13 protein-coding genes are annotated in these 12,215 nt (G+C 71.2%); 6 read left to right on the top strand and 7 right to left on the bottom strand.

Annotated features, from left to right (window positions below; translation table 11 throughout):
- Window positions 1-78: 78 nt before the first annotated feature.
- The 3 genes from HJD23_RS13695 to HJD23_RS13685 all read left to right on the top strand — a co-directional run bounded on the left by HJD23_RS13695 (window position 79) and on the right by HJD23_RS13685 (window position 2,396).
- On the top strand, window positions 79-720 hold the full coding sequence (locus tag HJD23_RS13695; protein ID WP_171109886.1) for a DUF6758 family protein: 642 nt from the start codon (window positions 79-81) through the stop codon (window positions 718-720).
- A 139-nt stretch (window positions 721-859) separates the two neighbouring features.
- Complete coding sequence (locus HJD23_RS13690) at window positions 860-1,717, top strand: PHP domain-containing protein (protein WP_171109885.1); 858 nt, start codon at window positions 860-862, stop codon at window positions 1,715-1,717.
- A 73-nt stretch (window positions 1,718-1,790) separates the two neighbouring features.
- Window positions 1,791-2,396: a MarC family protein gene (locus HJD23_RS13685; protein ID WP_171109884.1), complete on the top strand. Its 606-nt coding sequence runs from the start codon at window positions 1,791-1,793 to the stop codon at window positions 2,394-2,396.
- A 76-nt stretch (window positions 2,397-2,472) separates the two neighbouring features.
- On the opposite strand, the gene HJD23_RS13680 is transcribed toward HJD23_RS13685, so the two are convergent.
- Window positions 2,473-2,625, bottom strand: a complete 153-nt coding sequence (locus HJD23_RS13680) for a hypothetical protein (RefSeq protein ID WP_094057445.1) — start codon at window positions 2,623-2,625, stop codon at window positions 2,473-2,475.
- Window positions 2,626-2,846: 221 nt separating this feature from the next.
- Here HJD23_RS13680 and HJD23_RS13675 point away from each other — a divergent pair, with 221 nt between their 5' ends.
- Window positions 2,847-3,743 carry an NYN domain-containing protein gene (locus HJD23_RS13675; protein ID WP_171111635.1) on the top strand — a complete coding sequence of 299 codons (897 nt, stop codon included), beginning with the start codon at window positions 2,847-2,849 and terminating at the stop codon, window positions 3,741-3,743.
- A gap of 254 nt (window positions 3,744-3,997) precedes the next feature.
- Here the strand turns inward: HJD23_RS13675 and HJD23_RS13670 are convergent, their stop codons facing one another.
- Complete coding sequence (locus tag HJD23_RS13670; RefSeq protein WP_171134026.1) at window positions 3,998-4,873, bottom strand: alpha/beta hydrolase; 876 nt, start codon at window positions 4,871-4,873, stop codon at window positions 3,998-4,000.
- 180 nt (window positions 4,874-5,053) lie between these two features.
- Window positions 5,054-7,381, bottom strand: coding sequence for a DEAD/DEAH box helicase (locus HJD23_RS13665; RefSeq protein ID WP_232108033.1), 2,328 nt, complete (start codon window positions 7,379-7,381; stop codon window positions 5,054-5,056).
- Between the two features lie 515 nt (window positions 7,382-7,896).
- On the opposite strand from HJD23_RS13665, the gene HJD23_RS13660 reads away from it, so the two are divergent.
- Window positions 7,897-8,658, top strand: a complete 762-nt coding sequence (locus HJD23_RS13660; RefSeq protein ID WP_171118919.1) for a ferritin-like fold-containing protein — start codon at window positions 7,897-7,899, stop codon at window positions 8,656-8,658.
- A 179-nt stretch (window positions 8,659-8,837) separates the two neighbouring features.
- On the opposite strand, the gene HJD23_RS13655 is transcribed toward HJD23_RS13660, so the two are convergent.
- The 4 genes from HJD23_RS13655 to HJD23_RS13640 form a co-directional block, all read right to left on the bottom strand.
- Window positions 8,838-9,107 carry a hypothetical protein gene (locus tag HJD23_RS13655; RefSeq protein ID WP_171115459.1) on the bottom strand — a complete coding sequence of 90 codons (270 nt, stop codon included), beginning with the start codon at window positions 9,105-9,107 and terminating at the stop codon, window positions 8,838-8,840.
- A gap of 205 nt (window positions 9,108-9,312) precedes the next feature.
- Window positions 9,313-9,540, bottom strand: a complete 228-nt coding sequence (locus tag HJD23_RS13650) for a DUF3107 domain-containing protein (RefSeq protein WP_073940165.1) — start codon at window positions 9,538-9,540, stop codon at window positions 9,313-9,315.
- 139 nt (window positions 9,541-9,679) lie between these two features.
- Complete coding sequence (locus HJD23_RS13645; RefSeq protein WP_171115461.1) at window positions 9,680-10,327, bottom strand: TetR/AcrR family transcriptional regulator; 648 nt, start codon at window positions 10,325-10,327, stop codon at window positions 9,680-9,682.
- 198 nt (window positions 10,328-10,525) lie between these two features.
- Window positions 10,526-10,750, bottom strand: coding sequence for a hypothetical protein (locus HJD23_RS13640; RefSeq protein WP_171115463.1), 225 nt, complete (start codon window positions 10,748-10,750; stop codon window positions 10,526-10,528).
- A 318-nt stretch (window positions 10,751-11,068) separates the two neighbouring features.
- Between HJD23_RS13640 and HJD23_RS13635 the strand changes: the two genes are divergently transcribed.
- Window positions 11,069-12,193: an alpha/beta hydrolase gene (locus HJD23_RS13635; protein WP_171115465.1), complete on the top strand. Its 1,125-nt coding sequence runs from the start codon at window positions 11,069-11,071 to the stop codon at window positions 12,191-12,193.
- Window positions 12,194-12,215 lie beyond the last annotated feature (22 nt).

Here is a 12,215-nt window from a genome sequence, read left to right as displayed (position 1 = left end):
GTGTTTTGCGGTGCCGGTTCCCCCCGGACGGGTGATCGTCCTTGACGTGGCGCAGAAGGGGTAGGACCGTGGGGCCCTATGAGGGGCGAACCCAGTTGCCCGAAGTGTGGTGGCCGGGTCAGGGCTCCCGGACTCTTCGCCGATTCCTGGCAGTGCGATGTCCACGGCACCGTGCATCCGCTGCAGCCCGTGATCCCGCCCAGCGTCGAGGCCCTCAGCGTCGTGGTGGCTCGCACGCAGGTACCGGTGTGGATGCCGTGGCCCCTGCCGGTCGGCTGGCTGTTCACGGGTGTGGCCTGTGCCGGTGACGACAGAAGCGGTGGTCGTGGCACCGCGGTGGCCTGCTCGGGGCCCGGTCCGCTCGGCGGCATAGGGGAACTGATCCTGGTCGCCGAGGAACTCGGCGTCGGCCTCGGCGCGCGGTACGCCGGGATCGACGGGCCGGACCCGGGACCGTACATGAACGTCGAGAAGCCGCCCCAGGTGAAGGTCCTGGCCGCGGGGCGGCCCACGCCGCTGTGGCTTGTCTCCGGCGCGCCGACAGATCGGGCGGTGTTCGCCGGGGAGGCCATGGGGTTGTGGCTGTGGGCCGTGGTGTGGCCCGAGCAGTCGGGGCTGCTGATGTACGACGAGCTGGTGCTGACGGATGTGCGGGAAGCGGGGGCGGAGGTGGAGCTGGTGCCGTGCGGTGCGCTGTCGCCGCGCCTGCTTGAGCCGTAGGGCACGCGCCCCTACCGGTAATACCGGGGCGCCCGCGCCCCTGTACCGGGGCCTGCACTCGTCGCTTTACCGGCGTGCACTGGTCGCTCGTTTATCCTTGGGACGTCCTTTCCGTCCCGTCACCGCTGGAGTCTGCGTCGTGCGAATAGATCTGCACACCCACTCCACCGCCTCCGACGGGACGGACACGCCCACTGAGCTGGTGCGGAACGCCGCCGCTGCCGGGCTGGACGTCATCGGGCTCACCGATCACGACACCACCCGGGGCCACACCGAGGCGATCGAGGCGCTGCCCGAGGGGCTCACGCTGGTCACCGGGGCTGAGCTGTCCTGCCGTATCGACGGCATCAGCATGCACATGCTGGCCTACCTCTTCGACGCCGAGGAGCCCGCGCTGCTCGCCGAGCGGGAGCTGGTGCGGGACGACCGGGTGCCGCGGGCCAAGGGGATGATCGCCAGGCTGAACGAGCTGGGCGTGCCGGTCACCTGGGAGCAGGTCTCGCGGATTGCCGGCAACGGATCCGTGGGGCGGCCGCATGTGGCGTCCGCGCTGGTCGAGCTCGGTGTCGTACCGAGTGTCGGTGATGCCTTCACGCCGGACTGGCTGGCCGACGGCGGGCGGGCCTTCGTGGAGAAGCACGAGACCGATCCGTTCGAGGCGATCCGGCTGATCAAGGGTGCGGGCGGAGTCGCCGTGTTCGCGCACCCGGGGGCCGCCAAGCGGGGGCGTACGGTGCCGGAGTCGGCGATCGTCGAGATGGCCGCCGCCGGGCTCGACGGCATCGAGGTCGACCACATGGACCACGACCCGGACACCCGGGCGCGGCTGCGCGGGCTGGCCAAGGAGCTGGGGCTGCTGGTCACCGGGTCCAGCGACTACCACGGCAGCCGCAAGACGGTCGCGCTCGGCGAGTACACGACCGACCCCGAGGTGTACGGGGAGATCACCCGGCGGGCAACGGGCGCGTTCCCGGTGCCGGGGACCGGCGGAGCCTGAGGCGCACGCCCCGCACGCTCACGCCCGTCCGTCATCCCACGCTTCACCTCATCGCAAGGCCTGTACTTCCGTCATGTTCGACCTCGCCGTCTTCGGCTCTCTCTTCCTCACCCTTTTTGTCATCATGGATCCCCCAGGGATCACTCCGATCTTCCTCGCCCTGACCGCGGGGCGGCCCGCCAAGGTGCAGCGGCGGATGGCCTTCCAGGCCGTCTGTGTCGCCGGTGGCGTGATCACCGTGTTCGGGGTGCTGGGGCATCAGATCCTCAACTACCTGCACGTCTCCGTGCCGGCGCTGATGATCGCCGGCGGCCTGCTGCTCCTGCTGATCGCGCTCGACCTGCTCACCGGCAAGACCGACGAGCCCAAGCAGACCAAGGACGTCAACGTCGCCCTCGTACCGCTCGGCATGCCGCTGCTGGCCGGGCCGGGCGCGATCGTGTCGGTCATCCTCGCCGTGCAGCAGGCGGACAGCGTCGGCCTGCAGGTTTCGGTGTGGGCCGCGATCCTCGCCATTCATGTGGTGCTGTGGCTGGTCATGCGGTACTCGCTGCTGATCATCCGGGTCATCAAGGACGGTGGTGTGGTCCTGGTGACCCGGCTCGCGGGCATGATGCTGTCCGCGATCGCCGTGCAGCAGATCATCAATGGCGTCACGCAGGTGATCCAGGGGAGCTGAGCCCGCTGCGGACATACAGCAGGGCCCCGTACGGCGTGTCCGTACGGGGCCCTGAAGCTGGGATGCGGGATCCGCGTTACGAGGCCGTGGTCTCGGCCGGGCGGATCCACAGTCGCTGTCCGATGGCGGCGGCCTGCTGAACGATCCGGTTGACGGAGGCGGCGTCCACGACGGTCGTGTCCACGGGCGTGCCGTCCACGTCGTCGAGTCGCATGATCTCGAAGCGCATGGCTTCTCCCTTCGTCTGGTCATCCTCCTGAGGAGAACTACGGGGATGGCCGGACGGCGGGGTGCCTCCGGCTCCATACGTATGCAACGGCCTGCCTGTTACAAACATTCCCTACGCTAATGAAATTTTTCGAACGTCTAATTACTGCTTGGTAAGCAGCTCTGTCGAGACTAACCGGGACCGGTTGTGTTCGCAGCGTGACCGACGGGACAATAGAGATGATGAACGACGACCTCGCGGCCCTGGCCGCCCGCATCGACCACACGAACGAGCTGCTCGAGCGCATGCTCGCCGAGGTGGCGAAGACGCCCTCGACCCACGCCATCTTCGTGGACGCGGGGTATCTCTACGCGGCCGCGGGCCGGTTGGTCGCCGGGACCGAGGACCGGCGCGCCTTCGACCTCGACGCCGAGGGGTTGATCGAGGCGCTCATCGACAAGGCCCGCCAGATCTTCGCGGACAGCCGGCTGCTGCGGGTCTACTGGTACGACGGCGCCCGGCGCCGCATCCACACCACCGAGCAGCAGTCCATCGCCGAGCTGCCCGACGTCAAGGTCCGCCTGGGCAACCTCAACGCCAACAACCAGCAGAAGGGCGTCGACTCACTCATCCGCACCGACCTGGAGTCCCTCGCCCGGCATCGCGCCATCAGCGACGCGGCCCTGCTCGGCGGCGACGAGGACCTGGTGTCGGCGGTCGAGGCGGCGCAGGGGTACGGGGCGCGGGTCCATTTGTGGGGCATTGAGGCACCCGAGGGCCGCAACCAGGCCGAGCCGCTGCTGTGGGAGGTCGACAGCCAGCGCACCCTCGACCTCGACTTCTTCAAGCCGTACGTCTCCCGGCGCACGGCCGCCGTCTACGAGCCCACCGCGGCCGCCCGGCCCGCCCGCGAGGACGTCCGCTTCGTGGGCGCCCAGATCGCGGCGAAGTGGCTGGCGGCGCGGGGGCGGGAGTCGCTGGTGGAGCTGCTGCCCGGACATCCGTATCTGCCCGGGTCGGTGGACCAGGATCTGCTCGTGGAGGCCGAGGGGCTGCTGCAGTACTCGCTGCGCGGGCAGGCGGACCTGCGGCGGGCGCTGCGGGACGGGTTCTGGGAGCACCTGCAGACGCAGTACTGATCCGGCGGGGGGCCCGTCGTGTGGGTCTGGCCCGGCGTGTGGGCCTACCGGTTGTGTGGGTCTGGCCCGGTGTGCGGGTCTACCGGTTGTGTGGGTCTGGCCCGGCGTGTGGGCCTACCCGTTGCGCGGTCTGGCTCGTTGTGCGGGCCTGATTGTTGTGCGGGCCTGACTCCTCGTGCGGGCCTACCCGGCGTGCGGGCCTGACCCGGCGTGCGGGTAACCCGTCGTGCGGGCCTTAACCCGTCGGTACGGGCCTAACGCGTCCTGTGGGCCGTGTCCCAGAAGTCGGCGATCGCGTGGGCCGTCGGCAGGGGCTGTTCCGCGTTCGGTGAGTGCTCGGCGTCGTCGATGACCGTGCGGTGGGCGTGCAGTCGTACGGCCATGTCGTCCAGGAGCGGCAGCGGCCAGGTGTCGTCCCGCACGCCCGACAGGACGTGGAACGGCAGCGGGACGGCGGCGAGTTCGGCGACGCGGTCCGGCTCGGTGGCCAACTGGCGGCCGGTGGCGATGAGTTGCGCGGGCTTGTTGCCGAGCCAGCGGCGGCGCAGGAGTTCGGGGCCGCCGATGCCGCGGGCCGGGCCGCCGACCTCCTCCGGGGGACCCATCGCCTCGATCACCTCCCAGACCTCGGCCATCGTCATCACCGCGAGCGCGTCCCGCAGCAGCTTCACACGCTGTTGCTGGGAGACCGAGATCTGCGCCGGGCCGGACGACATGAGGGTGAATGAGACGAAGGGGGAGTGGTCCAGCAGGATCGCCGCACGGGCGATCTGGCCGCCCAGGGAGTGCCCGAGGAGATGCAGGGGCGTGCCAAGGGCCTCGGCCTGTGCCAGGACGTCGCGTGCCAACTCCGGCTGGGCGTACGCCGTTTCGTCGTCCGCCGGCCCGTCCGACTCGAACTGTCCCCGACCGTCCACGGCCACCGTCCGGTACCCGCGCGCCGCGAGTGGCCCCTGCATCAGCCGGAAGTCCTCCTTGCTGCCCGTGAAACCGGGGACCAGCAGGGCCGTGCCGCGCGGCTCGACGCCGGGGGCGACCGGCACGTCCACGACCGCGAAGTCACCGCGTGGGGTGTGGAGGGGGTAGGCGCGGGCGCCGGGGGGCGGGGTGGGGGTGGCGGGCGTGGTCACGGGGTGAGGGTAGCGGGTGGGGGGTGTGGGGGGGGATATGTGGGGGAGGGGTGGGGACGGTACGGGAATTGGTTGCCGCGCGTTGCGTTGGGGGCGTCCGCCGCTCGCCCCGTGCCGCACTGCCGAACGCCGACGGCCCGGTCCCACGGTGAGGTGGGCCGGGCCGTCGGGTGGCGGTGATCAGCTCTCCGCTGCCTCCGCGGTGGCCGTGGCCTTGCGGGTGCGGCGTGCCTTCGGCTTGGGCTCCGGCTCCTGCGTGGCCTGCGCCGGGATCTCGGCGGTCGCCTCCGGGGCGGGGGCGGTGGCCTTGCGGGTGCGGCGTGCCTTCGGCTTGGCCTCCGCGGTGTCGGCGGCCGCTTCGGGTGCGGTGGCGGCCGTCTTGCGGGTGCGCTTGGGCTTGGCCTCGGCGTCCTCGGTGGCGGCGGCCGTCTTGCGGGTGCGCCTCGGCTTGGTCTCCGTGCCTTCGGCGGTGTCGACCGCTGCCTCGGCCGGGGCCGCTGCCGCCTTACGGGTCCGCTTCGGCTTGGCCTCGGCGTCCTCCGTGGTGGCGGTCGCCTTGCGGGTGCGCTTGGGCTTGGTCTCCGTACCCTCGGCCGTGTCGACCGCTGCCTCGGCGGTGGTCGTGGCCTTGCGGGTGCGTCGAGCCTTCGGCTTGGGCTCCGGCTCCGCCACGACGGCCTGGGTGGCCTGGGCGGCCTCGGTCGGCTCGGCGGTCTTGCGCGCGCGGGTGCGCTTGGGCTTGGTCTCCGTGCCCTCGGCGGTCTCGACCGCCGCCTCCGCCGCTGCGGCAGCCGCCTTACGGGTGCGCGTGCGCTTCGGCTTGGCCTCGGTGGCCTCGGCGGTGTCGACCGCTGCCTCGGCCGGGACGGCCTCGGCGGCCTGCGGGGCCTCGACGGTCGCCCCGGCCTCGACGGCCTCCATGGCCTGAACGGGCTGCGCCTGCGCCGACTTGCGCGTGCGGCGGCGGCGCGGCTTCGCCGGCGTCTCCTCGGGGTGCACCGTGGCGGCGCCCTCGGCCGTCGTCACCGCGGTCTCTGCGTTCTCCGCGGCCTCCGTCACGGGCGACTCGACCACGGCCGTCGCCTCCGCCGGGGCGCCGGCCCGGGTGCGGCGCCGGCGGCGCAGGGTGCGCGGCGCGGCGGCGTCCTCCGGGGTCGCCTCGGCGGTCGTGGACGCCGGGGCCTCCGTCGCGTCCAGCGGCGTACCACTGCGCGTACGGCGGCGGCGCCTCGGCGTACGGGACGAACGCTCACGGTCGGCGGAACGGGACTCGTCCCGGCCGCCGCGGCCACCGCGACCGCGCCCACCGCGGCCGCCCGGCTCGCCAAGGTCCTCCAGCTCCTCCGCGTCGAGCCCGGCGCGCGTGCGCTCCGAGCGCGGCAGGACGCCCTTGGTGCCCTCGGGGATGCCGAGGTCCGCATACAGGTGCGGGGACGTCGAGTACGTCTCCACCGGGTCGTTGAAGTCCAGCTCCAGCGCCTTGTTGATCAGCTGCCAGCGCGGGATGTCGTCCCAGTCGACGAGGGTGATCGCCGTACCCGTGTTGCCCGCGCGGCCCGTACGGCCGATGCGGTGCAGGTACGTCTTCTCCTCTTCCGGCGACTGGTAGTTGATGACGTGCGTCACACCCTCGACGTCGATGCCGCGCGCGGCGACGTCGGTGCAGACGAGGACGTCCACCTTGCCGTTGCGGAAGGCGCGCAGCGCCTGCTCGCGGGCGCCCTGGCCGAGGTCGCCGTGGACCGCGCCGGAGGCGAAGCCGCGCTGCTTGAGCTGGTCCGCGAGGTCGGCCGCGGTGCGCTTGGTGCGGCAGAAGACCATCGCCAGACCACGGCCGTCGGCCTGCAGTATGCGGGCGACCATCTCGGGCTTGTCCATGTTGTGCGCGCGGTAGACGTGCTGTGCGATGTTCGCGACCGTCACGCCCTCGTCGTCCGGCGCGGTGGCGCGGATGTGCGTGGGCTGCGACATGTAGCGGCGGGCGAGGCCGATGACCGCGCCCGGCATGGTCGCCGAGAACAGCATCGTCTGGCGACGCACCGGAAGCATGTTGATGATCTTCTCGACGTCGGGCAGGAAGCCCAGGTCGAGCATCTCGTCGGCCTCGTCGAGGACCAGGCACTTGACGTGGTTGAGGTTGAGTTTCTTCTGCCCGGCCAGGTCCAGCAGGCGGCCCGGGGTGCCGACGACCACGTCGACGCCCTTCTTCAGGGCCTCGACCTGCGGCTCGTAGGCCCGGCCGCCGTAGATCGCGGTGACGCGTACGTTGCGCACCTTGCCCGCGGTCAGCAGGTCGTTGGTGACCTGCGTGCACAGCTCGCGCGTGGGGACGACGACGAGGGCCTGCGGGGCGTCGGTGAGGGCTTCGGGCTGCGCGCGCCCGGCCTCCACGTCGACGGGGACGGTGACGCGCTCGAGGAGCGGAAGGCCGAAGCCCAGCGTCTTTCCGGTGCCGGTCTTGGCCTGGCCGATGACGTCCGTGCCGGAGAGGGCGACGGGGAGGGTCATCTCCTGGATGGGGAACGGGGTGATGATGCCGACGGCCTCCAGGGCCTCGGCGGTCTCGGGGAGGATCCCGAGCTGTCGGAACGTCGTAGTCAGGGTGCTGCCTCTTCTGTGTGCGCGGTACGAGGCGAGCGCGGGGGTCGTGTCTGACCGTGCCGGGGACGTCGGCCGCCGTAGGGGCGCGCCGTAGGACACGGGACCTCTGCCAACGCTCCAGCGTTCGTACCGCTGAGGGGGTCCCTCCGATCGTCGTACGCACAGTGCCGTACGGTCAGGGAGGGCTGTCGGGTCGGAGCCGATCGGGCCACCGACCGGGCATCCTCATACGTGCGGCCTGTCGAGATACGGCGAAGACGTCGTCGTACCAGCAGGCGCATTACCACCATACCCCGGAATCGCGCACATGCGATGGCCGATTCGGTGACGTAGCCATCGTCACACTTGCGCACGCGTTCCTTGGCGACTTCGTGGCCACACTGATTGACCAGGGACTTCCACCCCGCGGCGAGCGGGCTATTGTGCGCTTCATGACGACCTCTGACAAGCCTGAGCCCGCCGCCGAGACCACCGACGCCGCAGCACACACCGGGGTCGCCGCCCAGGACTGGGCGACCGCCGCCACCGATCCGCAGTACAAGGCCGCGGTCGTGGACCTGCTGGGTGCGCTCGCGTACGGGGAGCTCGCGGCGTTCGAGCGGCTCGCGGAGGACGCCAAGCTGGCGCCCACGCTGGAGGACAAGGCGGAGCTGGCGAAGATGGCGTCGGCCGAGTTCCACCACTTCGAGCGGCTGCGCGACCGGCTGACCGAGATCGGTGAGGAGCCGACCGCCGCGATGGAGCCGTTCGTCGCCGCGCTCGACGGCTTCCACAAGCAGACGGCGCCCTCGGACTGGCTGGAGGGGCTGGTCAAGGCCTACGTCGGCGACTCCATCGCCAGCGACTTCTACCGTGAGGTGGCCGCACGACTGGACGCCGACACCCGCTCCCTGGTGCTGGCCGTGCTCGACGACACCGGCCACGCCGGGTTCGCCGTCGAGCGGGTGCGCGCGGCGATCGACGCCGACCCGCGCGTGGGCGGGCGGCTCGCGCTGTGGGCGCGACGGCTGATGGGTGAGGCCCTGTCCCAGTCCCAGCGGGTGGTCGCCGAGCGCGACGCCCTGTCCACGATGCTGGTGGGCGGCGTCGCCGACGGCTTCGATCTCGCCGAGGTCGGCAAGATGTTCTCCCGGATCACCGAGGCGCACACGAAGCGGATGGCCGCGCTCGGGCTCGCTGCCTGAGGGCGACGGCTCGCTGCATCAGGACGACGGCCTCAATGCCTGAGGGTGACGGTTCGCTGCAAGGGGCGACGGGCTTGCTGCCCAACGGTGATGGCTCGCGCAAGGGGCGACGGGCTTGCTGCCCAACGGTGATGGCGGCGGGCTCGCTGCCTAAGGGCGGCGGCGGGTGCGGCGGCGGCTCAGGCCGTCGCCGATCGTCGGCGGAGTCTTCCCGCCGGGCGCAGCAGCAGGGAGAGGGACGCGGCCGAGACGATCGCCGCGCCGAGGAGCACCAGCAGGAACGCGCCGGCCTCCAGTGCGGTGTGCATGAGGAAGGCGCCGAAGAGGGCTCCGGCGACACCGGTCGACAGGACCAGGGGGCGGGCCGGAAGACGGTGCGGCAGGCGGGCGGCGTAGACCCACGACAGGGCCAGGCCGAGAATCGCGGAGCCGAGTGCTTCCAGGAGCATGTCAGGTTCCTCCCACATGGCCGGCCTGCCCGAAACGGTCGTAGCCCGTCATACCCCTGACCTGCGGAATCCAATCCTTCCCTGTGCGGGAGGTGTGCTCCGTCTGTGAAGCCGTGAGTGAGGCGTCGAAAGCGGGCCGAAACGGGAGGGCCCGGCGGCTCGTACCGGCCGCCGGGCCCTCCCGTCCGCTTCTCTCCGCAGCCGCCTACAGCGCGCCGAAGCCCACCTTGCGCGGTGCCGGCTCGCCGAGCTCGACGTACGCGAGACGGTCGGCCGGGACCAGGACCTTGCGGCCGTGCTCGTCCACGAGGCTGAGCAACTGCGACTTGCCGGCCAGCGCCTCGGCCACCACGCGCTCGACCTCCTCGGCACTCTGACCGCTCTCCAGAACGATCTCGCGCGGCGCGTGCTGAACGCCGATCTTGACCTCCACGGCTATGTCCCTCCGAACGGTCAGTGAAGTGCGCGGGCGTCCGCGCCGTACCCAGCACACATTAGCCCGGTGAGGGGACGCGTACGCTCCACGCGAGAACGCCAGGAGCGAACAGCCGACGGGAACAAACGCGCAGGCGTCAGTGGTGCGACTGCTCGCTGCCGTGCAGGGGGAAGCCCGCGATGCCCCGCCAGGCCAGCGAGGTCAGCAGCTGCACCGCCTGTTCGCGCGGCACGCTGCGGTCGCTGTGCAGCCAGGAACGGGCCACCACCTGGGCGAGGCCGCCGAGCCCGGAGGCGAGCAGCATCGACTCCGCGCGCGAGAGGCCGGTGTCCTCGGCGATCACGTCACAGATCGCCTCCGCGCACTCGTTCGTGACCTTGTCGACGCGCTCGCGCACGGCGGGCTCGTTCGTCAGGTCCGACTCGAAGACCAGCCGGAACGCGCCGCCGTCGTCCTCGACGTACGCGAAGTACGCGTCCATCGTGGCCCGTACGCGCTGCTTGTTGTCGGTCGTCGACGCGAGCGCGTTCCGTACGGCCTGGATCAGGGACTCGCAATGCTGGTCCAGCAGGGCCAGGTAGAGATCGAGCTTGCCCGGGAAGTGCTGGTAGAGCACCGGTTTGCTGACGCCGGCGCGCTCGGCGATGTCGTCCATCGCGGCCGCGTGATAGCCCTGGGCCACGAAGACTTCCTGGGCGGCGCCCAGCAGCTGGTTCCGGCGGGCACGGCGCGGCAGGCGCGTACCACGCGGGCGTGCCGCCTCAGTTTGCTCGATGGCTGTCACGCCGCCTCCCAATGTCGTCCACATGCGGTGTGCGCCGCGCGGCCATCGTACTTTTCGGTAACCGTGCTGTGCGCGGTGCGAGCGCAGAATTTCACGGACCGGACGGCCGCGAAAGTCGCACAGAGCGTTTCGAACTAGTGCAGAGCGGGCAAAAATGGGCCTCGTTCCCGCTCAAGAGGTACCTGGTGTCGTCATACGTCACCGATAGTCATCCTCGTCGAGACTCACGACCCGGGCCTGTTCCGCGAGGTCACCCTCGCTGGCCCGGTCGGGCTCCACTCCGGCCAGCGAGTCGTCGCGGTCCGGCGTGATGTCCGCGTGCTGTTCGGCCGCGTCGACCTCGGGGGCCTCGACGTCGAACTCCTGGGCTTCCTCGGTCTCCTCGTCCTCGAAGGTGTCGGGATCGGTGGGGTCAACGGCCATGGCGGGCTCCCTTCCTACGAACGTCCCTGGGAGAAGCAGGGGCCACAAGCGGGTGCCCTCATTACGAGCGTAGGAGACACCCGATCGGGACGCTATCGATCCGCGTCCGGAACGTCACGCGCTGCGCATCCCGCGGGCGGGGTCGTGCGGATCCGCGCGGACCCGCACGACCCCGCGCGGATCCCCGCTTGTGGATCTTCCGCGTCTGTGGATCTTCCGTGCCCGCGATCGTCATAACCCATCGCTGTGACGGTGGTCTCCCGTGTCTGTGTCGCCGAACACATGAACCACCGCGTGATCACCTCGTAACATTGCCGCATGTCTTCGACCGAGTTGCCGTACGTGCCGACCGCCAACGTGCTCCCGAAGGTGGCGCCCGTCAGGGTCGCGGAGGGCGAGCGGCTCAAGTCGGTCCGGCTGCCCGGCATCACGCTCACGGTGCGTTCGAGGCCACCCGCGCGCGGGGGACTCCCGCCCGCGCTGTACGTCCATGGCCTCGGCGGTTCCTCACAGAACTGGTCGGCGCTGATGGAGCTGCTCGACGCGGACGTCGACTGCGAGGCCGTCGACCTGCCGGGCTTCGGCGACTCCCCGCCCCCGGACGACGGCGACTACTCGGTCACCGGGCACGCGCGCGCGGTCATTCGCTACCTCGACGCATCCGGGCGCGGCCCGGTGCATCTGTTCGGCAACTCCCTCGGCGGCGCGGTGACCACCCGCGTCGCCGCCGTTCGCCCCGACCTCGTCCGGACGCTGACGCTCGTGTCGCCGGCGCTCCCCGAGATCCGCATCCAGCGCAGTGCCGTTCCCACGGCCCTGCTGGCGCTGCCCGGAGTGGTCCAGCTCTTCACCCGGTTCACCACCGGGTGGACGGCCGAGCAGCGGGTCCGGGGCGTCCTGACGCTCTGCTACGGCGACCCCGAGCGGGTGTCGCCGGAAGGTTTTCGCAACGCCGTGCAGGAGATGGAGCGGCGGCTGCAACTGCCGTACTTCTGGGACGCGATGGCGCGCTCCGCGCGCGGGGTCGTCAACGCGTACACCCTGGGTGGCCAGCACGGGCTGTGGCGCCAGGCCGAGCGGGTGCTCGCCCCCACGCTCCTCGTCTACGGCGGCCGCGACCAGCTTGTGGGCTTCCGCATGGCCCAGAAGGCCGCCCGCACGTTCCGTGACGCGCGCCTCCTGACGCTTCCGAACGCCGGGCATGTGGCGATGATGGAGTACCCGGAGACGGTGGCGAAGGCGTTTCGTGAGCTGTTGGCGGAGGCGGAGGCAGGGGCCGCTGCAGGGGCGGATGCAGAGGCCAAGGTGAGAGCGACTGATGATGTTGCCTCGGCCGGGCGAGGGTCCGGCGACGGGGCTTCCATGGGTAGGGGCTCCGCGGGTGGGGGCTCCTCAGGTGGGGGCTTCGCTGGTGGGACCGAGTCCGCGAGCGCGGGGAGCTGAGGGGCGAGGTGGGACGCCACAG

This window comes from Streptomyces sp. Z423-1, assembly GCF_013009255.1.
Taxonomy (GTDB): domain Bacteria; phylum Actinomycetota; class Actinomycetes; order Streptomycetales; family Streptomycetaceae; genus Streptomyces; species Streptomyces gossypiisoli.
The sequence above is the reverse complement of the archived record's forward strand: the minus strand, read 5'-3'. Positions and strand labels throughout refer to the sequence as shown.

What these genes read in the sequence shown, in the direction of transcription:
- HJD23_RS13695 (WP_171109886.1), top strand. Translation starts at nt 79, where the DNA reads ATGAGGGGCGAACCCAGTTGCCCGAAGTGTGGTGGCCGGGTCAGGGCT.
- HJD23_RS13685 (WP_171109884.1), top strand. Translation starts at nt 1,791, where the DNA reads ATGTTCGACCTCGCCGTCTTCGGCTCTCTCTTCCTCACCCTTTTTGTC.
- HJD23_RS13680 (WP_094057445.1), bottom strand. Translation starts at nt 2,625, where the DNA reads ATGCGCTTCGAGATCATGCGACTCGACGACGTGGACGGCACGCCCGTG.
- HJD23_RS13675 (WP_171111635.1), top strand. Translation starts at nt 2,847, where the DNA reads ATGAACGACGACCTCGCGGCCCTGGCCGCCCGCATCGACCACACGAAC.
- HJD23_RS13665 (WP_232108033.1), bottom strand. Translation starts at nt 7,381, where the DNA reads ATGACCCTCCCCGTCGCCCTCTCCGGCACGGACGTCATCGGCCAGGCC.
- HJD23_RS13655 (WP_171115459.1), bottom strand. Translation starts at nt 9,107, where the DNA reads ATGCTCCTGGAAGCACTCGGCTCCGCGATTCTCGGCCTGGCCCTGTCG.
- HJD23_RS13640 (WP_171115463.1), bottom strand. Translation starts at nt 10,750, where the DNA reads ATGGCCGTTGACCCCACCGATCCCGACACCTTCGAGGACGAGGAGACC.
- HJD23_RS13635 (WP_171115465.1), top strand. Translation starts at nt 11,069, where the DNA reads ATGTCTTCGACCGAGTTGCCGTACGTGCCGACCGCCAACGTGCTCCCG.